The organism is Microbispora siamensis (genome assembly GCF_016863095.1).
Taxonomy (GTDB): Bacteria; Actinomycetota; Actinomycetes; order Streptosporangiales; family Streptosporangiaceae; genus Microbispora; species Microbispora siamensis.
The window spans coordinates 50,225-73,268 of record NZ_BOOF01000034.1 but is presented as its reverse complement, the minus strand read 5'-3'; the positions used below and the strand labels follow the sequence as shown (position 1 = coordinate 73,268).

General features: G+C 70.9%; 22 protein-coding genes and 1 pseudogene. 16 read left to right on the top strand and 7 right to left on the bottom strand.

Going from position 1 to position 23,044, the window contains the following annotated elements:
* Positions 1-125 precede the first annotated feature (125 nt).
* From Msi02_RS27860 to Msi02_RS27855, 3 genes and pseudogenes are all read left to right on the top strand, one after another.
* Positions 126-1,049, top strand: coding sequence for a helix-turn-helix domain-containing protein (locus Msi02_RS27860; RefSeq protein WP_204051007.1), 924 nt, complete (start codon positions 126-128; stop codon positions 1,047-1,049).
* Between the two features lie 118 nt (positions 1,050-1,167).
* Positions 1,168-1,329 (top strand): annotated as a pseudogene (locus Msi02_RS44325) (transposase); the annotation flags it as partial.
* A 157-nt stretch (positions 1,330-1,486) separates the two neighbouring features.
* Positions 1,487-2,938 (top strand): alpha/beta hydrolase family protein, encoded by a 1,452-nt coding sequence (locus Msi02_RS27855; RefSeq protein WP_204051006.1) that lies wholly within the window; start codon positions 1,487-1,489, stop codon positions 2,936-2,938.
* A gap of 217 nt (positions 2,939-3,155) precedes the next feature.
* Here the strand turns inward: Msi02_RS27855 and Msi02_RS27850 are convergent, their stop codons facing one another.
* The 3 genes from Msi02_RS27850 to Msi02_RS44045 form a co-directional block, all read right to left on the bottom strand.
* Entirely contained in the window at positions 3,156-4,283 is a 1,128-nt protein-coding gene (locus Msi02_RS27850; RefSeq protein WP_204051005.1) for a thiolase C-terminal domain-containing protein, read from the bottom strand.
* Positions 4,280-4,705 carry a Zn-ribbon domain-containing OB-fold protein gene (locus Msi02_RS27845; RefSeq protein ID WP_079314701.1) on the bottom strand — a complete coding sequence of 142 codons (426 nt, stop codon included), beginning with the start codon at positions 4,703-4,705 and terminating at the stop codon, positions 4,280-4,282. Before Msi02_RS27845 ends, Msi02_RS27850 begins: the two co-directional genes overlap by 4 nt.
* 75 nt (positions 4,706-4,780) lie before the next feature.
* On the bottom strand, positions 4,781-5,293 hold the full coding sequence (locus Msi02_RS44045; protein ID WP_204051004.1) for a VOC family protein: 513 nt from the start codon (positions 5,291-5,293) through the stop codon (positions 4,781-4,783).
* Positions 5,294-5,470: 177 nt separating this feature from the next.
* Between Msi02_RS44045 and Msi02_RS27835 the strand changes: the two genes are divergently transcribed.
* On the top strand, positions 5,471-6,793 hold the full coding sequence (locus Msi02_RS27835) for an MFS transporter (RefSeq protein ID WP_204051003.1): 1,323 nt from the start codon (positions 5,471-5,473) through the stop codon (positions 6,791-6,793).
* A 3-nt stretch (positions 6,794-6,796) separates the two neighbouring features.
* Here Msi02_RS27835 and Msi02_RS27830 read toward each other — a convergent pair whose 3' ends face one another.
* The gene (locus tag Msi02_RS27830) at positions 6,797-7,432 is read right to left on the bottom strand and encodes a TetR/AcrR family transcriptional regulator (RefSeq protein ID WP_204051002.1); all 636 of its coding nucleotides are present in this window, start codon (positions 7,430-7,432) and stop codon (positions 6,797-6,799) included.
* 73 nt (positions 7,433-7,505) lie between these two features.
* Between Msi02_RS27830 and Msi02_RS27825 the strand changes: the two genes are divergently transcribed.
* The 8 genes from Msi02_RS27825 (at position 7,506) to Msi02_RS27790 (ending at position 17,417) form a co-directional block, all read left to right on the top strand.
* The gene (locus tag Msi02_RS27825) at positions 7,506-8,492 is read left to right on the top strand and encodes an ATP-binding cassette domain-containing protein (protein WP_204051001.1); all 987 of its coding nucleotides are present in this window, start codon (positions 7,506-7,508) and stop codon (positions 8,490-8,492) included.
* Positions 8,489-9,343, top strand: a complete 855-nt coding sequence (locus Msi02_RS27820) for an ABC transporter permease (protein WP_204051000.1) — start codon at positions 8,489-8,491, stop codon at positions 9,341-9,343. Before Msi02_RS27825 ends, Msi02_RS27820 begins: the two co-directional genes overlap by 4 nt.
* 123 nt (positions 9,344-9,466) lie before the next feature.
* Positions 9,467-10,579 (top strand): polyprenyl synthetase family protein, encoded by a 1,113-nt coding sequence (locus tag Msi02_RS27815; protein ID WP_204050999.1) that lies wholly within the window; start codon positions 9,467-9,469, stop codon positions 10,577-10,579.
* Positions 10,580-10,812: 233 nt separating this feature from the next.
* Complete coding sequence (locus Msi02_RS27810) at positions 10,813-12,186, top strand: family 2B encapsulin nanocompartment shell protein (protein WP_204051060.1); 1,374 nt, start codon at positions 10,813-10,815, stop codon at positions 12,184-12,186.
* Entirely contained in the window at positions 12,186-14,489 is a 2,304-nt protein-coding gene (locus tag Msi02_RS27805; RefSeq protein WP_239108764.1) for a terpene synthase family protein, read from the top strand. Before Msi02_RS27810 ends, Msi02_RS27805 begins: the two co-directional genes overlap by 1 nt.
* Positions 14,486-15,817: a family 2B encapsulin nanocompartment shell protein gene (locus tag Msi02_RS27800; protein WP_204050998.1), complete on the top strand. Its 1,332-nt coding sequence runs from the start codon at positions 14,486-14,488 to the stop codon at positions 15,815-15,817. Before Msi02_RS27805 ends, Msi02_RS27800 begins: the two co-directional genes overlap by 4 nt.
* Before the next feature lie 137 nt (positions 15,818-15,954).
* Positions 15,955-16,752 carry an IclR family transcriptional regulator gene (locus Msi02_RS27795; protein WP_204050997.1) on the top strand — a complete coding sequence of 266 codons (798 nt, stop codon included), beginning with the start codon at positions 15,955-15,957 and terminating at the stop codon, positions 16,750-16,752.
* Positions 16,753-16,880: 128 nt separating this feature from the next.
* Complete coding sequence (locus Msi02_RS27790; RefSeq protein ID WP_204050996.1) at positions 16,881-17,417, top strand: hypothetical protein; 537 nt, start codon at positions 16,881-16,883, stop codon at positions 17,415-17,417.
* A gap of 73 nt (positions 17,418-17,490) precedes the next feature.
* On the opposite strand, the gene Msi02_RS27785 is transcribed toward Msi02_RS27790, so the two are convergent.
* Entirely contained in the window at positions 17,491-17,688 is a 198-nt protein-coding gene (locus tag Msi02_RS27785) for a hypothetical protein (RefSeq protein ID WP_193201734.1), read from the bottom strand.
* 263 nt (positions 17,689-17,951) lie between these two features.
* Between Msi02_RS27785 and Msi02_RS27780 the strand changes: the two genes are divergently transcribed.
* Positions 17,952-18,584, top strand: a complete 633-nt coding sequence (locus Msi02_RS27780; protein WP_204050995.1) for a LysE family translocator — start codon at positions 17,952-17,954, stop codon at positions 18,582-18,584.
* Here the strand turns inward: Msi02_RS27780 and Msi02_RS27775 are convergent.
* Both Msi02_RS27775 and Msi02_RS27770 read right to left on the bottom strand, forming a co-directional pair.
* Entirely contained in the window at positions 18,544-19,956 is a 1,413-nt protein-coding gene (locus tag Msi02_RS27775) for a condensation domain-containing protein (protein ID WP_204050994.1), read from the bottom strand. The genes Msi02_RS27780 and Msi02_RS27775 overlap by 41 nt on opposite strands.
* Positions 19,957-20,192: 236 nt before the next feature.
* On the bottom strand, positions 20,193-20,462 hold the full coding sequence (locus Msi02_RS27770; protein WP_204050993.1) for a DUF6191 domain-containing protein: 270 nt from the start codon (positions 20,460-20,462) through the stop codon (positions 20,193-20,195).
* A 126-nt stretch (positions 20,463-20,588) separates the two neighbouring features.
* Here Msi02_RS27770 and Msi02_RS27765 point away from each other — a divergent pair, with 126 nt between their 5' ends.
* The 3 genes from Msi02_RS27765 (at position 20,589) to Msi02_RS27755 (ending at position 22,988) form a co-directional block, all read left to right on the top strand.
* On the top strand, positions 20,589-21,503 hold the full coding sequence (locus Msi02_RS27765) for a DNA-3-methyladenine glycosylase family protein (protein WP_204050992.1): 915 nt from the start codon (positions 20,589-20,591) through the stop codon (positions 21,501-21,503).
* Between the two features lie 296 nt (positions 21,504-21,799).
* Complete coding sequence (locus tag Msi02_RS27760; RefSeq protein ID WP_204050991.1) at positions 21,800-22,339, top strand: hypothetical protein; 540 nt, start codon at positions 21,800-21,802, stop codon at positions 22,337-22,339.
* Positions 22,340-22,496: 157 nt separating this feature from the next.
* Positions 22,497-22,988: a VOC family protein gene (locus Msi02_RS27755; protein ID WP_079314689.1), complete on the top strand. Its 492-nt coding sequence runs from the start codon at positions 22,497-22,499 to the stop codon at positions 22,986-22,988.
* Positions 22,989-23,044 lie beyond the last annotated feature (56 nt).

Sequence of the window (23,044 nt, the reverse complement as noted above, 5' to 3'; positions counted from 1 at the left end):
TCCCTAACAGGTGATGTCGAAGGGGTGTGCCAGCGATTGTGGAGATCCACACCGTTGTCGCCTACGGTTGGCATGTCGCGAGACAACGCAGAGACAACCCCTGAGACAAGCCAGGAGAGCTCGCTGTGGGTCGCCCGGAAAATCCCCTGGACCCGGACGCCGGACCGGTTCAGGCCTTCGCCTACGAGTTGCGCCGATTACGCGAGAAGGCGGGCAACCCGTCGTACCGCAAGCTCGCCGAACAGGCGCACTACTCGGCCGCAGCCCTGGCCCGTGCCGCCGGAGGGCAGGCCCTGCCCACCCTGGAGCTGACGCTGGCCTACGTGGCCGCGTGCGGCGGCGACGTCGAGGAGTGGAGGCAGCGCTGGCTGGACGTCGCCGGCCGGCAGGACGCCCCCGGGCCGGAGGCCGCGGAACCGCGCACCGCCGCCGCAGAAGCCGACATCGAAGACAGTGCCGAAGACGGTGCCGGAGACGTGCCGGCCGGTCGCGGCCGGGTGCGCGGGAGCCGGAAACACGGGAGCCGGGTGCGCCGGATGTGGATCGCCGCGAGCGTCGTCCTCCCCCTGGCCGTCGCAGGCGTGCTCGCCCTGGTCCTGTGGCCGCGTGCGGCGCCCGCGATGGCCTGGTCCCCGGCCAGGAAAGTGTTGCCCTACACCTTCAAGCAGGGGCAGAGCAAGGTCGACGGGGCGGACCCGGCACGGGCCGGCTGCGTCGAGGCGGTGACGCTGACCTCGCAGGAGATCTGGTCAGGACCGCAGCGGCTGGGCAACCTCGAGGTGCGCTACAACGCCGAGTGCGGGAAGGCCTGGGCGCGGCTCGACCCGAACGCCGCCCTCATCAACTACCCCTCCGACGACATCCGCGTCCGTCTGGAGACCTTCCGGCCGGCCGACGGCAGCGCGAGCCGGATCGACGAGAAGTTCGTCCGCGACCGGCACTGGGCCGGCATGCTCAGCACCCGTGTGGGATGCGTTGTGGCGCGTGGCCAGATCGTCATCGACGGTCAGGCTTCCGACACCGTCCAGACGGCCTGCGCACACCCCTGAGCGCACACCTGCCCGGCGGGAGCCGGGCGTCGCGGCGGCGGCAAGCAACGGCTCGATCCGGGCCCGCCGGGCTCTGATCATCATGGCCTCGGCCGGCGGTACGTCGGTGCCGGCGGCCGCGCTGAAGTCCATCCGATCCGCCTGCCCGGACGGCGCCCCGATCTACGTGATCCTGGACAACCTGTCGGCCAACAAGACCCCCCCGCGATCCGCACCTGGGCGCACAAGAACAAGGTCGAGTTGTGCCTCACCCCGAACCTATGCCTCCTGGGCCAACCCATCAACGCGCAGTTCGGGCCATCAGCCGCGTCACCGACCTCAGATCGATGTGATCAGACTCCGGGATCACCGTCGGCACGATGATGCGACTGCGGTCGCACGAAAGCAGGGACTCCAGGGGGACGCGCGAACGGCCTGCATGATCAACGATTGGTCGCATGATCGAGACCATCGCGGGGATCGGCATGTCACCCCTGGAGATCCTGCTTCTGCTGGGCGTCGTCGGCCTGCTGTCGTCGCGGTGGTGCCCGCCCCCGGCCCGGCGGCCGGTCGCGCTCGCCGCGGCGGCGGTCGTCGCCCTGTCCGGGATCGTGCTGACCGTGCGCGGGTTGCGCTGGCAGATGGCGCCCGCGCTCGCCGGCGTCCTGGTCGCGCTCGCGTTCGCCGTGCCGGTACTCGCCGGACGCCCGGCACGGCGGGTGAGACGGTGGCTCACCCTGCCGGGAGCCGTGGTCTGCCTCGGCCTGGTCGGTGCGAGCGCGGCCGCCGCCTGGGCGGTGCCCGTGCCCGTGTTCCCCGGGCCGTCCGGTCCGTACGCGGTGGGCACGGCCGTGATGCAGTGGACCGACGCCTCTCGCCCGGAGCCCGCCACCGATGAGCCCGGCGACCACCGCACGGTCGTGGTCCAGTTGTGGTACCCCGCGCCCAAGGGCACGGCCGGTCCCCGTGCCCGGTATCTCGGCCGCACCGAGCGGGAGGCGCGTACGGTCGCCGACGGCCTGACCGGCTACATCGGCGTGCCCGCCTTCCTGCTCGATGACGCGGTCCGTGCCCGCACCGGCGCCGTGTACGACGCGCCTGCGGCGGCCGGGCGGTTCCCGATCGTGCTGTTCTCTCCCGGGCTGGGAGGCGTGCGCACCCAGAACACCGCGTGGGCGGAGGAACTGGCCGGCCACGGCTACGTCGTCGCGGCCCTCGACCACCCGTACGACTCCGCCGCCGTCGTGCTCGACGATGGACGGACGATCCGCACGCGGGTCGTGGCCACCGGCGACGACGAGGAGGACAGACGGCTCGCGACCGGCTGGACGGCGGTCAGGGCCGCCGATCTCAGCTTCGTCCTCACCCAGCTCGGCCGCCTCGACAGGGGCGAGATCCGCAGCCCGCTGACCGGACGGCTCGACACCGCGCGGGCGGCGGCGACCGGGCACTCCATAGGCGGAGGCGCCGCTCTGCGGGCCGCCCGCCAGGACTCCCGGTTCGCAGCGGTGATCGATCTGGACGGCTACCCGTACGACCCCGCGCCCCGGCCCTACCATCAGCCGGTGCTTGCGCTCACCCATCCCGTCGACCCGGCCGACAACCCGTCGTACATCCCTCGTCTCACCCGGATCCTCGCGCTGAGCACGTCGGAGAGCTACCGGATCACGGTCCCCGGCACGGCGCACCTCACCTTCGCCGACGCGCCGCTCTACCTGCCGCCGGTGCCGTCCGTTGTCGGCTCCCTGGGCCGCACCGGGGGCCTGTCCGTCACCACGGCGGCCACCAGGGCCTTCCTCGACGCCACCCTGCGTGACGAACCCGGCGACCTGGCCACGCTCCTGCGCCCGTACGGCGACCTCACCGTCCACCGGCCCGCGCGGAAGGATGACGCGGGGGACCGTGACTGACGCGCTGTCCGCCGACGTCACCAGGGTCGAGAGGGCGTACGTGATCGACGAGGGATCTGCACTCGCCGAGCTTGTCGGTTGTTCACCGTGAGGCACTCATGCCCCTTGCTCATCGCAGCACGGGCATGCGGCTCCAGCAGGTTGGCCAGCCGCAGTCCGTGCCCGGCGCCACGGGCGGGACCCTCCGGCGGGGGCGCCGGAGGGTCGCCGTGCCGCGTCAGGGGCGGTGGTTGGACAGGACGAGGGTGGCGGCGGAGGCGAACATGCCGCCGTTGCCGAGGACGACGCCGACCTCGACGCCGGGCACCTGGGCCGCCGCCTCGCCGCGCAACTGCCGTACGGACTCCTGGATGGCGAACATCCCGTACATGCCGGTGTGGGTGTAGGAGAGGCCACCGCCGTTGGTGTTGAGCGGCAGGCGGCCGCCGGGGGAGGTGTGGCCCTCGGCGATGAACGGCCCGGCCTCGCCGCGCTTGACGAACCCGAGGTCCTCCAGCCCGTAGATCGGCACGTGTGCGAAGGCGTCGTAGATCATGAGGTGGTCCACGTCGTCGTGGGAGATGCCCGCCTCGGCGAATGCGGCCTCGCCGGAGCGGCGGAAGGCGGCGGAGGTGGTGAAGTCCTCCATCTGGGAGATGATCGGCGACTCGGCGGACTCGCCGGAGCCGAGCAGGTACACCGGCGACCTGCGGGCGCGCTCCTCGGTCGTCACGATCAGCGCGCCGCCGCCGTCGGTGACCAGGCAGCACTCCAGCAGGTGGAAGGGGTAGGCGACCATCCGGGAGGCGAGCACGTCCTCGACGGTGATCAGGTCCTGGTACATGGCCCGGGGGTTGAGGTGCGCCCACCGGCGCTGCGCGACGGCGACCTCCGCGAGCTGCTCGTGCGTGAGCCCGGTCTCCTTCATGTAGCGCAGCGCCGTCAGCGTGAACATGGTGGGCGGGCCGAGCACGCCGTACGGCAGCTCGAACTGGCCGATCAGCGAGTCGGGACCGAGGGCCGGCCGGGGCGCGCCGATCCGCGACCGCCCGGACTCGCCGTGCGTGATGAGCACGGTCGTGCACAGCCCGGCCCGGATGGCCGCGGCGGCGTGCCGTACGTGGAAGAGGAAGGACGAGCCGCCCACCCCGGTGCCGTCGAGCCAGGCGGGAGTGATCCCGAGCTCGTGGGCGATCTGGATCGGGCCGGGCATGCCGACGGTGGCGACGCCGTCGATGTCGGCCTTGGTCATCCCGGCGTCGGCGAGGGCGTTGCGCGCGGCCTGGAGGTGGAGCTGCGCGGTGGACATGTGGGGCAGCTTGCCGAGCTCGTCGGTCTCGGCCGCGCCGGCGATCACGATGTTCATACGGCGGCCCCGGCCGAGGCGGGGGTGAACAGGGGGACGTGCACGTCGCCGCGCTGTTCGAACACCACGCGCAGCTCCATGTCCAGGGGCAGGTTCTCCGGCGTGATCTCGACGCCGACGATGTTCGTCATCATCCGCACGCCCTCCTCCAGCTCCACGACCGCGATGGCGTACGGCCCGTCCTGCTCGAAGCCGGGAGCCGGGCGATGGTTGATCACGTACGAGTAGAGGGTGGCCCTGCCACTGGCCGTCACCCACGTGACATCGTCCGAGCCGCAGTGCGGGCAGGCGGGCCGTGGATAGAAGTAGTGCCGTGAGCAGGCGAGGCAGCGCTGGATCCGCAGCCGTCCCTCCGCCGTGCCGTCCCAGAACGGCTGGGTCTCCGGCGTCGGCTTCGGGACGGGCTTGTGCGATGCGGTCATCGTTCTCCTACGAGGCGGAGGAAGTCTTAGAGCCGAATTCTAGAACTCCGATCTAAAGTTGGCGAGGGTCCGTTGTCAGGGGCTCGGGACGCCGTTGCCACGCCGGCCGCGGCCGGCCAGCAGGCCATCGAGGGACGGCACCGGCTCGGGGTTGCGCGGCCCCGGCTGGGCGAGTTGCACCAGGACCCCGTGGGCCTCCTTGGGGTGGAGGAAGACCTCGCGCCACCGGGGTTCGGCGAGGTTGAGGCCGAACAACCGGTAGCCGCGCCCACGCAGAGCGGCCACGGCCGCATCGATGTCGGTGACGTGGAAGTTGAGGTGGTGCACCCCGCCTCTGCCGCGAGTGAGGTCGAAGAAGCTGTCGAAGAACGAGGATCCGGCCAGCGGCTCCATCAGCTCGATCTTGCTCCCGTTGGCGTACCTGAGCTGGAGCGTCCGGTAGCCGTTCACCACGTTGTCGCCCCCGCCGAGATAGACGCCTCCCAGCAGGTCACGGTAGATCGGCAGCAGGTCCCTGATGCGTGGCGCGGCGACGGCCGTGTGGTCGAAGGCCGCGTCCAGCCCGGCCAGCTCCTCGGCGATGTCCACCCGTCCTCCTTCGATCGAAATCCTAGAATCTCATTCTAGTCGTCCGATTCCCAGGAAACACCATGCTCACAACCCTTGACTCCAGCCGTGAGAGGGCGGAGCATTCGTGGAAATGAATTCTAGAGCTGGCTTCTAGAACTCATTGCTGGGACGGGGGCTGACGAGAAAGGCGTGTCAATGGGCCTGTCCTACGTACGCGAGCTCGACGAGTACCCCACCGGGGCCCGTCGCATGAAGATCCTCACGATGGCCGTGCTGGCCGTCCTCATCGGCTCCTATGAGGCGCAGATCGCCCCCGTGGTCCCGCTGCTCCTCAAGGACCTCGACATGTCCCTCGCGACGTACGGCGCGGTGTCCGGGGCGGCGGCGGTCGCGGGGGCCGTCGCGTCGGCGGTCGGCGGTCGGCTCACCGACCGGCTCGGCAGGGTGCGCCTGCTGGTCCCGCTGATGCTGCTGACCGCCGTGTGCTGCTTCGCCATGACGCTCGTCCACAGCTCAAGGGACCTGCTGATCGCCAGGATCGTGCTGGCCTTCGTCGACGGGGTGGCGATGGCGAGCACGGCGCCGCTGGTCCGCGACTTCTCGCCGCGTCTCGGCCGGGCCCAGGCGTTCGGCTTCTGGACCTGGGGACCGGTGGGGGCCAACTTCCTCGCCGCCGCCGTCGCGGGCTGGACGCTGCCGATCTTCGACGACTCCTGGCGGTCGCAGTTCGTCATCATGGGCTGCTTCTCGCTGGTCATCTCGATCGTCATCGCCCTCAACATCGCCGACCTGTCGCCCGAGCTGCGCGCGCAGATCCAGCACACCGAGCGCCAGTCCGCGGAAGTGGTTGACCTGACCAGGCCGGCCAGGGTCTCCTCGCTGTTCGTCCGGCGCAACATCTGGGCCCACGTGATCGGCATCTCGCTGTGGCTGGTGCTCTACATCACGCTCACGCTCTTCGGTCAGACCATGCTGGTCGGCGCGCTGGGCATCACGGCCGCCGAGGCGTCCACGATCATGGCGTGCTTCTGGAGCCTCAACCTGATCACCCTGATCGTGGCCGGCCGCCTCTCCGACCGCACCCAGCTCCGCAAGCCGTTCACGCTCGGCGGCACCGTGGCGGCCGTGCTCGTCACCGCCTACCTGGCCTCGCTCCTCGGCGGCCAGGACGTCTCCAGCGGCATGCTCATGATCGTCGGCGCGCTGCTCGGCGGCTCGCTCGGCGTGGCGTACGGGCCGTGGATGGCCAACTACTCCGAGGACGCCGAGGACGTCGACCCCCGGCTGCAGGGCACGGCCTGGGGACTGTTCGGCTTCCTCACCAAGGCGATCGCCGTGGTCGGCCTGCTGGTCATCCCGCACGTGGTCGAGGCCACGAGCTGGCAGACCTGGCTGGTGGTCTCCTTGGTGTGCCTGGCGCTGTTCGCGCCCGCCGTCTTCCTGTTCCACGGCCCCTGGCGGCGTGAGCGCGCCGAGACCGTGGACGGCCCGGAGGCCAGGGTCGCGGTGGCCGAGTAGAAGTCACCCCGGCGGGTAGCCGCCGAGGCCCTTGCCGAGCAGGTCGAAGACCCGTTCGACGTCCGCGCGGTGGGCGCGCTCGATCTCCTCGTCGGGCCCGCCCTCCCGGACCCGCTGACGCAGCCGCCGGTAGAGCGCCCGCTGCGCGCCGACCAGCGTCGAGGCGACGATGCGGGGCAGCGGGTCGCCGGGCTCCGCGCCCGCCTCGGCCGCCAGCGCGTCGGCGAGGACCCGGGTGATGCGCTCGTTGACCTCGTGCATCTTCCGCTCCAGGGACGGGTTGCCGCTGACGAGGTCGAAGAAGCTGCGCGGGTGGACGAGGTCGCGCCGCATCCCCGCGACGAACCGGGTCTGCGCCAGGCACAGCGCCCGGAAGGAGTCGAGGATGGACACCCCGGCCGGGCGGTCGGTGACCGCCGCCAGCGACATGGCCTCCCGGTTCTCGGCCCGGTAGAAGACCAGGTCCTCCTTGGTCGGAAAGTGGTTGAACACCGTCTTCTTCGACACCTGGGCGGCCGCCGCGATCTCGTCCACGGTGACCTCGTCGAATCCCCGGGCCCGGAAGAGCGCGTTCGCGGTGTCGGCGATGAGCTGCCGGGTCCGGTTCTTCTTCAGCTCCCGCAGTCCGCCCGCACTCATGGGCACAGCGTATCGGCCTCCTTAGTTACACCTGGTGTACTGTTACACCAAGTGTAACGAATGGGGAGGCGGGATGACGCATCCGGCGGTGGAAACCACCGGCCTGGCCAAGCATTACGGCGACGTCGAGGCCGTACGCGGCATCGACCTGACCGTGCACAGAGGAGAGATCTTCGGCTTCCTCGGCCCGAACGGCGCCGGGAAGTCCACGACGATCAGCATGCTCTGCACCCTGACCACGCCCACGGCCGGTGAGGCGCGCGTGGCCGGTTACGACGTGGTGCGCGAACGCGACAGCGTGCGGCGCTCGATCGGGCTGGTGTTCCAGGACCCGACGCTGGACGGCTATCTGACGGCCGAGCGCAACCTGCGTTTCCACGCCGAGCTGTACGGCGTGCCCCGCGCGGACGTCGGTCCGCGGCTGCGGGGAGTGCTCGAGATGGTGGGGCTGTGGGACAGGCGCGGCGCCAAGGTCGCGACGTTCTCGGGCGGCATGAGACGAAGACTGGAGATCGCCCGTGGCCTGCTGCACTCGCCGCGGGTGCTGTTCCTCGACGAGCCCACGGTGGGCCTGGACCCGCAGACCAGAAGCTCCATCTGGTCCTACATCCGGGAGCTCAAGGAGGCCGAGGACATCACGGTCTTCCTGACCACCCACTACATGGACGAGGCCGAGCACTGCGACCGCATCGCCATCATGGACGGCGGCCGGATCATCGCGCTCGACACCCCCGCCGCGCTGAAGGCCGGCGTCGGCAAGGACCGTGTCCAGATCGAGACCGACGACGGCGCGGCGGCCGTCGCCGCCCTGGACGAGCGGTTCGGCATCCGGGCCGTCGCGTCCGGGGACGTGGTGGTCTTCCACGTGGACGAGGGGGAGCGGTTCGTCCCGGAGCTGTTCTCCCGGTCGGGGCTGCCGATCCGGTCCGTCAGCGTGGCCAGGCCCAGCCTCGACGACGTGTTCATGTCGTACACCGGCCGGTCGATCCGCGACGCGGAGTCGACCGGCGGCGCGCGCGGCCCGGCCGCGCTCGCCGCGGCGCGAGGAGGCCGGCGATGACGTTGCCCGTCACGGCGGTCCGGGTGCCCGGGCGCAGCGCGATGAGCGAGCTGCGCGCCGTCAAGGTGGTCTGGCAGCGCGAGATCATCCGGTTCTTCACCGGCCCGCTGCGCATCCTCACCTCTCTCGTGCAGCCGTTCCTGTTCCTGTTCGTCCTCGGCACCGGTCTGTCGCAGCTCACCTCGGGCGGCACCGGGGGGCTCGGCCTGCGGACCTTCCTCTACCCGGGCATTCTCGCCATGGCCGTCCTGTTCAGCGCCATGTCCTCGGCCGCCTCGATCGTCTGGGACCGGGAGTTCGGGTTCCTGCGGGAGATGCTGGTGGCGCCGGTGTCCCGCGGGGCCATCGTCCTCGGCAAGTGCCTGGGCGGGGCCACCGTCGCGGCCTTCCAGGGCCTCGTCGTCATCTGCATCGCGGGTCCCGTGGGCGTGCCGTACGCGCCGGGCCTGATGCTCGGCGTGTTCGGCATCCAGGTGCTGCTGGCCTTCACCATCACGGCCTTCGGGGTCGCGATGTCCGTGCGCGTCAGGCAGATGCAGTCGTTCATGGCGCTCAACCAGCTGCTGATCATGCCGCTGTACTTCATGTCGGGCGCGATGTTCCCCGCCTCGAACCTGCCCGCGTGGCTGACCGCGCTCAACCGGATCGATCCGCTTTCGTACGCCGTGGATCCCATCAGGCGGCTGGTCTTCGCGCATCTGAACCTGACGCCGGCCGTACGCGCCCGGCTCGCGCCGGGGCTGACGTGGGGCGGGTGGCATGTCCCGATCCCCGTCGAGGTGGCCGTACTCGCGGTCCTCGGGCTCGCCCTGCTCGCGACCGCGATCGCACAGTTCGGCAGAGCCGACTGAGCTGGGTGGTCCGAGTCCGGCTCGGCGAGAAGTTCCGACTATCGGAACGAGCGGTTCTACTTTGCGTGTTCATTAAGTAACTTTCCGCAAGGGATACCGGCTCGCCGAGCGAGGAGGCCGTGCATGACCGCGGACACCGTGGACACGTCCGTCAAGGGGATCACCGGCGTCGGTGACACCGGCGGCGTCGCCGCCGTCACGAGCGCCGTCCGGGGACGGGTCGACGAGCTGCTGGCCGGTTTCCTCGACGCCCGGCGTCCCCCTGTCGGTGATCCGGACGTCGCCGAGGGCTACCGGCTGCTGCGCGAGTTCGTGGTCGGGGGCGGCAAGCGCATCCGGCCGCTGCTGTGCTACTGGGGCTGGCGTGGCGCGGGCGGCGAGGAGCCGCACGAGGACCGGGCCGTCCTCACCGGCGCGGCGCTCGAGCTCTACCACGCCGGCCTGCTGATCCACGACGACGTCATGGACGGCAGCGAGCTGCGCCGCGGGCGCCCGACCATCCACAGGGGGCTCGCCGGAACCCCGCGGTGGACGGGCGCGGAGACCTTCGGCCAATCCGCCGCCATCCTGCTCGGAGTGCTCGCGCAGGCGTGGGCGGACGAACTGCTCGCGGACGCCGCCACCGGCGACGTGCGAGGACGCGCGGCACGCGAGCTGTTCAACCGGATGCGCACGGAGGTCGTCACCGGGCAGTACCTCGACATCCTGGCGCACGCCCGCGCGGACGCGGACGTCGAGCAGGCCCTGACCGTGATCCGCTACAAGACGGCCCGATACACCGTGGAGCGCCCGCTGCAGATCGGCGGGGCGCTCGCCGGGGCCCCGCCCGCCCTCCTGGAGGCGTACTCCCGGTTCGGCCTGCCGCTCGGAGAGGCGTTCCAGCTGCGCGACGACGTCCTCGGCGTCTTCGGCGACCCCGCCGTCACCGGCAAACCGGTCCTCGACGACCTGCGTGAGGGAAAGCGGACCGTGCTCATGGCGTACGCGTACGCGCGGGCGCGGGGACCCGAACGGGACCGGCTGCGGACCTGGCACGGCGCCCCCGACCTGGACGAACGGCGGGCGGCCGAGCTCCGGCAGATCATCGTGGACACCGGCGCTCTCGGCGAGGTCGAGGACCTCATCGCCCTGCGGGCCGGGCAGGCGCTCGACGCGCTGCGCGACTGCGCGATCGCCCCGGATGCGGCGCGGGCGCTCACGGTGCTCACCGAGCGGCTCACCCGCCGCGTCAGGTGAGGCGCGCGATCGGTACGCCCGCCTCTCTCACGACTCCCGCCGCCGGGACACTCCGGCCGCCTTCGCGTGCGGCCGTACGGGCATCCGGCGCATGCGGTGCGGCCCTGTCCGGGCCGGTACGACCCTGATCTTTCCTTCCCCCTCCGCCGCTCGGCGACGAGCGTGACCAGTCACCGAACAACCGGCCGCCGTGCCGATCACAGATGGGGTGATGTGCCGTGACCGAAAACACCATGCCGACCGACAACCGGTTGAGCCTCAGCACCAGGGCCGCGCGCAACCTGGCCACGACGACCAAGACCCCGCCGCAGATGCAGGAGATCACCTCCCGTCATCTGCTGCGCGTGCTGCCCTGGGTCGAGGCGGTGGGCGGCGTCTACCGGGTCAACCGGCGGCTGACCTACCAGATGGCCGACGGGCGGGTGACGTTCGTCTCGACCGGGGCGGACGTGCGGGTCATCTCCGCAGAGTTGTGCGAGCTTCCCGCCCTGCGCGGGTTCGGCGACGCCGACGTGCTCGCCGCCATGGCCGACCTGTTCACCCAGCGGGAGTACGAGGCCGGCCAGGTCATCGCCCGGGCCGGCACCCCGATGGACGAGGTCCTGCTCCTGGCCCACGGCAAGGTCGACAGGCTCGGCGAGGGGGCGTACGGCAACGAGACGCGGCTCGGGGTGCTGGCCGACGGCGAGTACGTCGGCGAGCAGATGCTGGTGAACGCGGACGCGCGGTGGGAGTGGACGGTCAAGGCCGTGACGTCGTGCACCGTGCTCGCCCTCGGCAGGGAGGAGTTCGAACGGCTGCTCACCCTGTCGGACGGCCTGCGCGAGCACGTGCAGGCCTACCGGGAGGACCCGGACCGGCCGGTGAACCGGTATGGCGAGGCGGAGATCGCGCTGGCGGCGGGGCATGAGGGTGAGGCGACGCTGCCGGGGACGTTCGTGGACTACGAGCTGGGGCCGCGTGAGTACGAGCTGAGTGTGGCGCAGACGATTTTGCGGGTGCACTCGCGGGTGGCGGATCTGTACAACGAGCCGATGAACCAGACCGAGCAGCAGTTGCGGCTGACGATCGAGGCGTTGCGGGAGCGCCAGGAGCACGAGCTGGTCAACAACCGCGACTTCGGTCTGCTGCACAACGCCGACCTCAAGCAGCGCCTCCACACCCGCTCGGGCCCGCCCACCCCCGACGACCTCGACGAGCTGCTCGCCACGGTCTGGAAGAACCCGAGCGTGATGTTCGCCCACCCCAAGGCGATCGCGGCCTTCGCCCGGCAGTGCAACGCCCGGGGCATCTACCCGCAGACCGTGGAGTTCAACGGCCAGAAGGCGCCGGCCTGGCGCGGGGTGCCGATGCTGCCGTGCAACAAGATCCCGGTGAACGACAAGGGCATCAGCTCGATCATGGTCATGCGCCTGGGGGAGAAGGACCAGGGCGTCGTCGGCCTGCGCCGTACGGGGCTGGTGGACGAGTACGAGCCCGGCCTGTCGGTGCGCTTCATGAGCATCGACGACAAGGCGATCATCTCCTACCTCGTGACCACCTACTACTCGGCGGCCGTCCTGGTCCCCGACGCCCTCGGCATCCTGGAGAGCGTCGAGGTCCTCTGATGTCCTCCTACCGGCTGCCGGACTTCTACCTCCCCTATCCGCCCCGGCTGAACCCCCACGTGGAGACCGCCCGGGCGCACACGCGGGGGTGGGCGGCGGACATGGGCATGCTCGACGATCCGGACATCTGGACCGAGGAGTCGCTCGACGCGATGGACTACGGCCTGATGTGCGCCTACACCCATCCCGACTGCTCCGCCACCGAACTCGACCTGGTCACGGACTGGTACGTGTGGGTCTTCTACTTCGACGACCACTTCCTGGAGACGTTCAAGCGCAGCAGGGACCTGGACGGCGCCCAGGACTACCTGGACCGGCTCGACGCGTTCATGACGGACGACCCGCCCGAGCCGTCCAACCCTGTTGAGCGGGGCCTGGCCGACCTGTGGCCCCGGACCGTGCCCGCCATGTCCGAGGCGTGGCGGCGCCGGTTCGTCCGGGTCACCCGGGACCTCCTGCAGGAGTCGATGTGGGAGCTGTTCCACATCGAGCGCGAGGCCGTCTCCAACCCCATCGAGTACATCGAGGAACGCAGGAAGGTCGGCGGCGCCCCCTGGTCGGCCGCGCTGGTGGAGCACGCGGCCGGCGCGGAGCTGCCGGCCCGGCTGGCGGATTCCCGGCCGATCCGGGTGCTGACCGAGTCGTTCGCCGACGCCGTGCACCTGCGCAACGACCTGTTCTCCTACGAGCGGGAGGTGCTGCAGGAGGGTGAGCTGTCCAACTGTGTCCTGGTCTGCGAGCGTTTCTTCGGCTGCGACACCGAGCGGGCCGTGGAGATCACCAATGACCTGCTCACCTCCCGGCTGCACCAGTTCGAGCACACCGCGCTGACCGAGCTTCCGGCGCTGTTCGCCGACGAGGGGGTCCTGCCGCCCGAGCAGGTGCTGGTCCTGAGCTACGTCAAGGGACTGCAGGACTGGCAGGCGGGCGGACACGCCTGGCACACCGCCTCCAGCCGCTACACCAAGACGGCGGGAGAGACCGGCTTCCTCGGCATGAACGTGGCCCGCGCCCACCTCACGGGCGCGGGCGGCCTGCGCAACCACACCCACCGGCCCTTCTCGGAGGCGGCGGTGCGGCTGCCGCAGCCGTACATGCCGTTCGAGGTGCGCGACAACCCGCACCTGGACGCGGCGCGAGCGGCGGACGTCGAATGGTGCGCCGCTATGGGCTTCTTCGACGGGGTTCCCGGCATCCCGGCGACCGCCGTCTGGAACGAACCGCAACTCGTCGGCTTCGACCTCGCCCTGTGCGCGTCCGGCATCAACCCGGACGCCTCCGCCGACGAGCTGATCCTGGCCACCAACTGGCTGGCCTGGGGGACGTACGGCGACGACTACTATCCCCGGGTCTACGGGGCGGCGCGCGACCTGGTCGGCGCGAAGCTCGGCAACCGGCGGCTCAAGGAGTTCATGCCACTGGACCTCGTCCCGCGCCTGACCCCGGTGACGGGGTTGGAACGCGGGCTGGCCGACCTGTGGCCGCGCACCGCCGGGCCGCTGCCGGAGGACTCCCGCCGGGCCTTCCGCGCCGCCGTCGAGGAGATGATCGACAGTTGGGTTTGGGAACTGGCCAACCAGGCCCAGCACCGCGTGCCCGACCCGGTCGACTACATCGAGATGCGGCGCAGGACGTTCGGCTCGCAGATGACGATGAGCCTGGCCAGGCTGACGCCGGGCCGGGTCATCCCCACCGAGATCCACCGCACCCGCGAGTTCCTCGGCATGACCGACGCCGCGCAGGACTACGCGTGCCTGATGAACGACCTGTTCTCCTATCAGAAGGAGATCCAGTTCGAGGGTGAGCTGCACAACGCCGTCGTGGTGCTGGGCACCTTCTTCGACTGCGCGCCCGACGAGGCGGTGACCGTGGTGGACGCGCTCATGACCAGCCGGATGAGGCAGTTCGAGCACATCACCACCGTCGACCTGCCCGCCCTGCTCGACCGCATCGAGGCGGGGGAGACCGTACGGGAGTCGGTCGAGGGATACGTGTCCGACCTGCGCAACTGGATGGCGGCGATCCTGCGCTGGCACCAGCGGTCCCGGCGCTACTTCGAGGAGGAGCTGCGCAGGGGTCCGGCGGCCCGGTGGTCGCAGGGCCCGACGGGCCTCGGGACGGCCACCGCACGCATCCTCTCCCTGGCGCCGCCGGCGCACGGGTCGCCGGCACACACGGCCCCGCCGGCGCACGGGTCGCCGGCGCTCACGGCGTCGCCCGTGCCGGCGCCCGCTCTCGCGCGGTCTGATCTCGCGTCCGATCCCGCTGTGCCGGCTCACTCGCTGCCGGTGGGGGCGCCATGACCGCGTCGCGCCTGACCCTGAGCACGGCCGCCGCGCGGAACCTGGCGACCACCACCAAGACGCCGCCGCAGATGCGGGAGATCACTCCCCGGCACCTGCTGCGGGTGCTCCCGTGGATGGAGGTCCAGGGCGGCGTCTACCGGGTCAACCGCCGGCTCACCTGCACGGTGGGGGACGGGCGGGTGAGCTTCGTCTCCACCGGGGCGCGGGTCCGGGTCATCCCGGCCGAGCTGTGCGAACTGCCGTCCCTGCACGGCTACGGCGACCTGGACACCCTCGGGGCGCTCGCGGACCGGTTCGTCCAGCACGACCTGCGCCCGGGCGACCAGGTGCCGCCGGGACAGGTGGTGCTCGTCGCCCACGGCAAGGTCGCACGCGTCGGCCCCGGCGCGTACGGCGGCGAGGCCCTGCTCCAGGTCCTGGCCGACGGCGACCACCTGGGGGACCTCACCGGTCCGGGAGCCCCGCCCGCCAAGGCCCTCACCTCCTGCATCGTCCTCGTCCTCGACCGGTCGGCGCTGGACAACCTGACCGTGCTCGCCGGCGGCCTGCGCGAGCATCTCGGCCGTCCTCCCGCGGTGCGGCCGGTGAACCGGTATGGCGAGGCGGAGATCGCGCTGGCGGCGGGGCATGAGGGTGAGGCGACGCTGCCGGGGACGTTCGTGGACTACGAGCTGGGGCCGCGTGAGTACGAGCTGAGTGTGGCGCAGACGATTTTGCGGGTGCACTCGCGGGTGGCGGATCTGTACAACGAGCCGATGAACCAGACCGAGCAGCAGTTGCGGCTGACGATCGAGGCGTTGCGGGAGCGCCAGGAGCACGAGCTGGTCAACAACCGCGACTTCGGTCTGCTGCACAACGCCGACCTCAAGCAGCGCCTCCACACCCGTTCCGGCCCGCCCACCCCCGACGACCTCGACGAGCTGCTCGCCCGTCGTCGCAGCTCGCACTACTTCCTCGCCCATCCCCGGGCCATCGCCGCCTTCGGACGGCAGTGCACCCGGCGCGGGGTCTATCCGGACGTCACGGAGGTGAACGGGGCGACGGTCATGGCGTGGCGGGGGGTGCCGATCCTGCCCTGCGACAAGATCCCGATCACCGAGGGCGGGCTCAGCTCGATCGTGGTGATGCGCACCGGGGCCGAGAAACAGGGCGTCGTCGGCCTGCGCCGTACGGGGCTGGCCGACGAGTACGAGCCCGGCCTGTCGGTGCGCTTCATGGGCGTCGACGACAAGGCGATCATCTCCTACCTGGTGACCACCTACTACTCGGCGGCCGTCCTGGTGCCCGACGCCCTCGGCGTGCTGGAGAGCGTCGAGGTGAACTGACGACACGTCCGACCGGCCGGGGCGCTCGGGGGAGTGTCCCGGCCGAGGCGGGCTTCCGCCGTTCGCCCCTCATGCATGGGGTGGCGCGGCTAAGGTGGCCGCTGGCCGGTCAGGATGTGGTCCACGAGCATCGCGGGGTGGGATTGTTCGTACCGTTGGATCGCGCCCGCCGGGCGGAGGCGGCCTCCGCCCTGGGGAGCCTGGAACGCGGGATAGAGATCCTCCTGTGCCTGGCCGCCGGCATGAGGCCGATGAACCTCACCCAGGTGCACCAGTCGACCGGGTTCTCCAAGACCACCACCCATCGACTGCTCGGCACGCTGCAGCGGCGGGGCCTGGTCACGCGTACGGGTGGTGACTACACGGTCGGCGGACGCCTGGCCGACATCGTGGCGCCGCGCGGCTGGGCGGTCCAGGGCCGTCGCCTCCCCGGCTCCCGCAGGGCGGTCCTGCCGCACCTGCTCCAGCTGTACGAGGCCACCCGGCAGACGGTCAACCTGGCCGTGCCGGACGGCTTCGAGGTCGCGTACGTCGAGCGGTTGTACGGGCACAACCGGGTCAAGTCGCCGTCGGACGGCGTCGACCGGGCGCCGCTGCACTGCACGGCCACGGGCAAGGTGCTGCTCGCCTACGACCCCGGCCTGCGCGCCGCGTTCCTCGCCGCCCCGGCCCTGCGGCGGATGACCCGCCGTACGGTGACCGCGCCGGCCGTGCTGGAACGCGAGCTCGCGGCCATCCGCGGGGAGGGCGTGGGGTACGCGTGGGAGGAGTTCGCCGAGGGGGTGTGCTGCGCCGCCGCGCCGGTCTTCGGCCCGGACGGCGGGGTGTGCATGGCCGTCGCGGTCGCCGCGCCGGTGGGGGCGGCGGCGCTGCCGCGGATGGGCGCGGCCGTGCGCAGGACCGCCCACCAGATCACCGGCGCCCTCCTCCTGTGATCCCCGCTTCGCGGGTTGGGGCCGCCGGGTTCGGGGAAGGCTCGACCGAGTCGAGGGCGGCGGGCCTGGGCCGCTCCGGCCGCCGGCGCGCACATACCGGCGTAGCCGTCGTGGTCTCAGGGAGAGTCATGCGCCGAGGACCGTACGCGTCCCGTTTGATCGGCCGGGCCGGCCTCGTCGCCGTACCGGTGACCGTGCTGCTCACGGCCTGCGGGACCCCGGAGCCGCAGGTGCGACCGCGGCCCGTGGCCACGGGCGGCCCGGTGTCCACCACGGTCCCCGCGTCCCCGGTCCCCGCATCGCCTTCGCCCAGCTCGTCGGTCGTCTCGGCCGCGGGCCATCCCGAGGCGTGCCGGGACGGCGCCTGCGAGGTGGCGGTCCGCCCGGGGGACCGGTTGCGGCTCGACCGGAAGACCGGCCTCGACGCGATCACGATCGCCTCACTCGACCGGGGCGAGTTGCGGCTGCGGTTCGAAGCGGGCGCGGGCGCCTTCCAGGTCGAGGGCATGAACACCGACGTCAGTCAGGACTGCGTCAACGGCCGCTGCCGGACGGAGGGCGGGCTGACGCTGGCCGTGGGACGCCCCGGCAAGATCGGCGACATCCGCTTCCGGCTCGCGAGCGTGGCGCCCGACCACGCGGTGTTGGTCCTGTCGCCGGCGTGACCTTCTGCGGGACCCCCTGTCCAGGACTGTCTCGACTGGTTCGCGGCCGCCTGGCGCTACGTCTGATCCCCGATCACCAGTGGAACCAGTGAATGCGACGGCAACTGCTGCACACGAAGCAGGTGGCGTCGCGGTTGGCCCAGTCGAGATTCATGAACGTCATGCCCGTGGTCTGGAGTTTCCACCGGCGGTGCTCGAACAATTCGTTCTCGCACGTGTCGCATTTCAGATTGCGGCCGTTGGGGAGCGTGACCGGCTGTGGTTCGTCCATCTTTCGATGCTAGGTCGCGAATCGGTTTCTCGGTCCGCCACGAAAACCTATCCCGACCGGAAACGCGCCGGACGGCTCATGGAGCGTTATACCTGTGGCGCACTTCGCGCGCGGGCGGGGTCGCGTCGATGACGACGATCATTTCGTTCTGATGAAAGCGGGCCGCGGCGTCGTTCATCCGGACGGTGATCACCACCGGAGGGTGCACGGGGACGCGGGAAAGGTCAAGCCGGGTGTCCGGGTATGGGCTACGGTGGCCGTTCGTGGACGTCTATGGTGCGATCGCCTCGTTCGCCGTCATCGTGGCGCTGCTCACGCTCACCCCCGGCCTGGACACGGCTCTGATCCTGCGCACGTCGCTGCTCGCCGGCCGGAGGTCGGCCTGGGCCGTGGTGCTCGGCATCCAGGTCGGCACCCTGCTGTGGGGCCTGCTCACGGCCGCCGGCCTGTCCGCTCTCCTCACCGCCTCCCACGTGGCGTACGAGGTGCTGCGGTGGGCGGGCGTCGCGTACCTGATCTGGATGGGCGGCAGGATGCTCTGGCACAGCCGCACGAGCCAGGCGGACGAGGCGGCGCCGCCGGACCCGCCGGACGCCGGATGGGGACGGGCGTTCCGGCGGGGCCTGCTGACCAACCTGCTCAACCCGAAGGTGGGCGCCTTCTACGTCGCGGTGCTGCCGCAGTTCATGCCCCAGGGCGTGCCGCACGCGGTGATGGGCGTACTCCTGGCGGGCGTTCACGTCTGCGAGGCGCTGGTGTGGAGCGCCGTGCTCATCGGGTTCACCGGGATGGTGCGCGGCTGGCTGCGCAGGCCGTCGGTCAAGCGCGCCCTGGACCGGCTCACCGGCCTCATCGTCATCGGCTTCGGTCTGCGCCTGGCGGTCCAGCAGTCCTGAGCCGCCCGTCGTACGGGCCGACCCCGCACACCTCGGGGACGGCGGCCATCGGGACCTCCTCGGTGAGGGCGTGGACCAGCAGGGCCTCGACGCCGCGCAGCATCGCCTCGGCGATGTCCGGGGGCAGGTAGGCGGTGTCCACGATGAGGCTGAGCCGCCCGGTGTCGGGGGCCGAGACGACCGTGAAGAACGCCTTGAAACGGACACCCGGCCAGGCGTTCGTGACGTACGTCCGGGTCTTCTCGGTGAGGCGGGCCACGTCCTCGTCGGGGCCGGCGGGAGGCAGGCCCGGCCAGGTGCCGACGGTCCGCCTGTCGTTGAAGAACGCGTCGAGGTCCGGCTCCCGGCCGCGGCGGCGGCCGATCTCCTCGCGCATGGCCTGCATCTCGAACGGGTCGTAGTGCGCGTTGCGGTACGCCCTGAGCGCCCCGCGGTGCGCGGCCCGGCAGGCGGCGGCGAAGTCCGTGGCGGGCAGATCGAGCACGAACAGGCCGTCCTGTTCGACGGTGCCGACCATCGTGCGGGTGCGCGCGTCGCGGCGGTTGCTGTGCACGAGCTGCATGACCGCGCGCGGACGGCCGCTCACGGTGGCCAGCACGGTGGCGCAGGCGGCGAGCAGCACGCTGGTCGTGCTCATCTTCCAGCGCTCCGCCAGCCGTTGCGCCGCGGTGGCGAGCGCCGCCGACTCCATACCGACCTCGATGAACCGCGGGTCCTCCGCCTCGCGCGGCGGATGGTCGAACACGTCCAGCGGTCCCTCCGCCAGCACGGAGTGCCAGTATCGGACCGACTTGGCCGAGCGGGCGGGGTACGGCTCCTCGCGCTCCGCGGCCGCCTGGTCCAACGGCTGCCACTCGGCGGGAGGCAGTTCCTCGCCGCGCAGCAGGGCCTTCCACTCCTCCGACAGCGTGTTCAGCGCCTGGAAGTCCACCGCCAGATGGGAGAAGGCCAACGCCAGCGCCACCGGGCGGCCGTTCTTGACGACGACGGCGCAGCGCAGCGGCAGGTCCCGGTCGTGGGCGAAGGCCGTACGGCCCAGCTCGCCCGCGAGCCGCTCGGCGACCCGCAGCGCTCGGTCCTGTCCCGCCTCCACCAGGTCCACGGTCAGCTCGCCGCCCCGTCCGACCCGCTGCACCGGCCCTTCCGAAGTGAGGGCGAAGGTCGTACGCAGGCTCTCGTGGCGTTCGAGTAGCACGCGCAGTGCGTCCAGGACGCTACCGAGGTCACGTCTGCCGTACACCGGGAGCACCCACGGGCAGCTCAGGAACGTCTGGCTGTCGCCCATCAGGTGGACCGCCCGCCAAATCAGTCGCTGTCCCCAGGTCAGCGGCGCCTCGCCGTCCCGCGTGCCGCTGAACGCCACCGTCACCACGAGCCCGTCGTCCCTCCGGACGCCGGCTCCTCGCCGAGGCCGATCTCCACGCCGTCACCGAAAAGTTTCGACACGATGCTCACTCCATGATCGGCATAGAAATGCCACTCGGTCCGGTTTTGGTGCCCCCGGAAGTCCCCGTGCAAGGGAAGAATAGGCAACAGGTACGGAAAGGCAACAGTGAAAATCGAAAGGTTCCCTCCGAAACTTTCGAAGAGGAGGATCGAGGCTCGGGGTTACCTCTTGTCGGGCACGACGATCGTGATCTTGTTGTGGACGGTGTCGATGCGGTTGGCTGGTGGCGCGCCGTCGGTGTCGTCGTCGCGGAGCATCATCTCGCTCTGCCGCTGCTCCAGTTGCACCCGCTTGGTGGAGAGGAAGGCCGCCGTGAACTCGTCGAATCCGGTGGCCGAGATGGACCGGCCGGACTTGCGAACCTTGGCCGCCCACCGCCACAGGCGTTCGAGCAGGGCCAGAAGGATCAGCGCGCACGCCACCATCTCCATGATCCTGACCGTACCTCTCGTCTTTCCCGGGCGTCCTCGTTCCCGAGGATCCGGTATGGCCGGCGGAGGCCGCGGCGTGCCGCCCGGCAAGATCGTTTGTCTGTCCGGCCTCGTACGATGTCGCCCATGACCAGCCACGGTTTCACGCTCACGGCAGAAGGCCCGTTCGACCTCGGCGCCACGTTGTGCTTCGTCGAGGACTGGCCGGCCACCAGCGGGCTGCCCTCCGACGGGCGGGCGCTGCGCTTCGCCTACTGCGCGGAGTCCGACTGGCTGCCGATCGGTGTGACCGTGACCGCCGCGCCGGACGGTGTCGCCGTCGTCACCACGCGGGCAGCCGGGCCGCGGATCCGGGGCGAGGTGGCGCGCATCCTGTCCCTCGATGTGGACGGCTCCGGCTTCGCCGAGGCCGGTGAGGCCGACCCGGTGCTCGGCGACCTGCAGCGGAAGAGTCCCGGCCTGCGCCCGCTGTGCTTCTGGAGCCCCTGGGAGGCGGCCTGCTGGGCGGTGATCGTGCAGCGTTCGTCGATGCTCATCGCCGCCCGGCTCAAACAGCGCATCGCGGAGCGATTCGGAGCGAAGGTCGTCGTGGACGGGGAGACGTACGCCGCCTTTCCTCCGCCCATGACGCTGCTGCAGGCCGGCGGCCTCGGCTTGCCCGCGCAGAAGGAGGAGTGGCTGCGCGGGCTGGCCCGCGCGGCGCTCGACGGCGTGCTCACCGCGGAGCATCTGCGCGCGATCGACCCCCAGGAGGCGCTGGCGGAACTTCGCGCCCTGCCCGGCGTGGGGCCGTTCTCCGCCGGCCTGATCCTGATCCGCGGCGCGGGGGCGCCGGACGCGTTCCCGGGCGACGAACCACGCCTGTTCGCGATCCTGCGCGAGGCCTACGGCCTGCCGGATGACGCTCCGCCTGCCGCGTACCGGAAGGTGGCCGAGGCGTGGCGGCCCTACCGCTCCTGGGCCTCCTTCCTGTTCCGCGCGTCCGGCTACGGCGTCATGGACGACGACCGGCCCCCGAGCCGATCAGCGCGAGGCCGCTGAGAAAACGATGAACGGGCCGGGGAACCGTCTCATCGTATTCTCATGCGGGCTGAACATTGGATGAGACTTCATCGTCCGGACCGCTTCTGCCGAATTGGACCGATCACCATCCACGCGCCCGCGCTGAGCTGGCGTCATAAGAATCGCGTAAGCGGGCCGCCGTGGGTGTGCGGATATTTAAGGATCGTCTCGGCGGCGAAAAAGGCCGATACGTTCTTCGGTGAAGGCGAAATCCGGTGCGGACACCCTCTCTGTCCATTGAATTCCGCGCCGGTGGTTTTCCCGAGGAGGAAGAAATGCGTGCAAAAGTGACCGCCGGACTGCTGACCGCCACCGTCGGCGCCTGCGTGCTCGTCCCGACGGCGTCGGCCTTCGCGGCGACCGGTGAGCCGGCCGCTCCGCGACCCGTGGCCACCACGACCCCCAAGCAGGACCCGAAGCAGAACCTCAAGCAGGAAGCGAGGCAGGACCCCAAGCAGGACTCCACGCGGAATGACGGCAAGAAGGACTCCCGCCCCGCCGCGGCCACCTCGCTGACCATCACCGCCTCGGCGGGCGAGGAGACGGCGAAGCGGGCCCGCTATGACCGGCGTGCCAAGCAGTTGACGCTCTCGGGCTCGCTGACCTCCGGCCGGTCGGGCCTGTCCGCCCAGACCATCGCCGTCTACTTCCGCAAGACCGGCTCCACGCGCTACACGTACGTCACCTCCACGCGTACGGGATCGCGGGGGCAGTACAGCGTGAAGGTGGACAACGGCGGGACGGGCACCTGGAAGGCCGCCTTCGCGGGCACGTCGGCCAAGCAGCAGAGCTCGGCCACGGTGAACGTGGCCTGACGACCACAACACGACCGGGGGCGCGTTTCCGAGAAGCGGGAACGCGCCCCCGGTCTCCGACCGCGGCGATCGCGTCCCGGATCGCGGGCGCGGCCCGTCTCCACCGGCATGGTGTTCGCCTTGACCCTGACGTAGCAGGAGGCTCGACGATCAGGGCATGAGCGAGTACATCAGTCCCGTTCCCATGCCCGCGCTCGACGCGACCGCGCCCGAGATCTATCGGGACTACTACGGCATGCCGATGTTCGTCACCATCCCCACCCGCGACCTCGCGGCGTCGAAGGACTTCTGGACCCGCGGGCTCGGGTTCGTCGACCTGTTCTCCGTACCGGATCGACTGACCCACCTGCGGCGCTGGGCCTTCCAGGACGTCCTGCTCGTGCCCGCGGAACAGGTGGGCGAGGTTCCGGCGATGAGCGTGAGCTTCGCCTGCGTCCTCAGCCAGATCGACCAGATCGCCGCCCGCTGCGAGGAACTCGTGCCGGGATGCACCAGCGGCCCGAGGGAGATGCCCTGGAACTCCATCGAGCTGACGGTCGTCACGCCCGAGAACGCCCGGGTCGTGATGACCGCCGCTCAGCCGCTCGATCCGCGCAGCGCCCGGGCGGACGACCTGCGGGCGATAGGCATCGAGGTCCCAACCGAGTGAGCAGTCCGTACGCCCGTCTCCGGCCTCGGGCCTTCGGCGAGGTCGGCGATACTGGG

Coding starts and splice junctions, on each gene's coding strand:
- Msi02_RS27855 (WP_204051006.1), top strand. CDS start 1,487: ATGATCGAGACCATCGCGGGGATCGGCATGTCACCCCTGGAGATCCTG.
- Msi02_RS27850 (WP_204051005.1), bottom strand. CDS start 4,283: ATGAACATCGTGATCGCCGGCGCGGCCGAGACCGACGAGCTCGGCAAG.
- Msi02_RS27845 (WP_079314701.1), bottom strand. CDS start 4,705: ATGACCGCATCGCACAAGCCCGTCCCGAAGCCGACGCCGGAGACCCAG.
- Msi02_RS27835 (WP_204051003.1), top strand. CDS start 5,471: ATGGGCCTGTCCTACGTACGCGAGCTCGACGAGTACCCCACCGGGGCC.
- Msi02_RS27830 (WP_204051002.1), bottom strand. CDS start 7,432: ATGAGTGCGGGCGGACTGCGGGAGCTGAAGAAGAACCGGACCCGGCAG.
- Msi02_RS27825 (WP_204051001.1), top strand. CDS start 7,506: ATGACGCATCCGGCGGTGGAAACCACCGGCCTGGCCAAGCATTACGGC.
- Msi02_RS27820 (WP_204051000.1), top strand. CDS start 8,489: ATGACGTTGCCCGTCACGGCGGTCCGGGTGCCCGGGCGCAGCGCGATG.
- Msi02_RS27815 (WP_204050999.1), top strand. CDS start 9,467: ATGACCGCGGACACCGTGGACACGTCCGTCAAGGGGATCACCGGCGTC.
- Msi02_RS27810 (WP_204051060.1), top strand. CDS start 10,813: ATGCCGACCGACAACCGGTTGAGCCTCAGCACCAGGGCCGCGCGCAAC.
- Msi02_RS27805 (WP_239108764.1), top strand. CDS start 12,186: ATGTCCTCCTACCGGCTGCCGGACTTCTACCTCCCCTATCCGCCCCGG.
- Msi02_RS27800 (WP_204050998.1), top strand. CDS start 14,486: ATGACCGCGTCGCGCCTGACCCTGAGCACGGCCGCCGCGCGGAACCTG.
- Msi02_RS27790 (WP_204050996.1), top strand. CDS start 16,881: ATGCGCCGAGGACCGTACGCGTCCCGTTTGATCGGCCGGGCCGGCCTC.
- Msi02_RS27785 (WP_193201734.1), bottom strand. CDS start 17,688: ATGGACGAACCACAGCCGGTCACGCTCCCCAACGGCCGCAATCTGAAA.
- Msi02_RS27770 (WP_204050993.1), bottom strand. CDS start 20,462: ATGGAGATGGTGGCGTGCGCGCTGATCCTTCTGGCCCTGCTCGAACGC.
- Msi02_RS27765 (WP_204050992.1), top strand. CDS start 20,589: ATGACCAGCCACGGTTTCACGCTCACGGCAGAAGGCCCGTTCGACCTC.
- Msi02_RS27760 (WP_204050991.1), top strand. CDS start 21,800: ATGCGTGCAAAAGTGACCGCCGGACTGCTGACCGCCACCGTCGGCGCC.
- Msi02_RS27755 (WP_079314689.1), top strand. CDS start 22,497: ATGAGCGAGTACATCAGTCCCGTTCCCATGCCCGCGCTCGACGCGACC.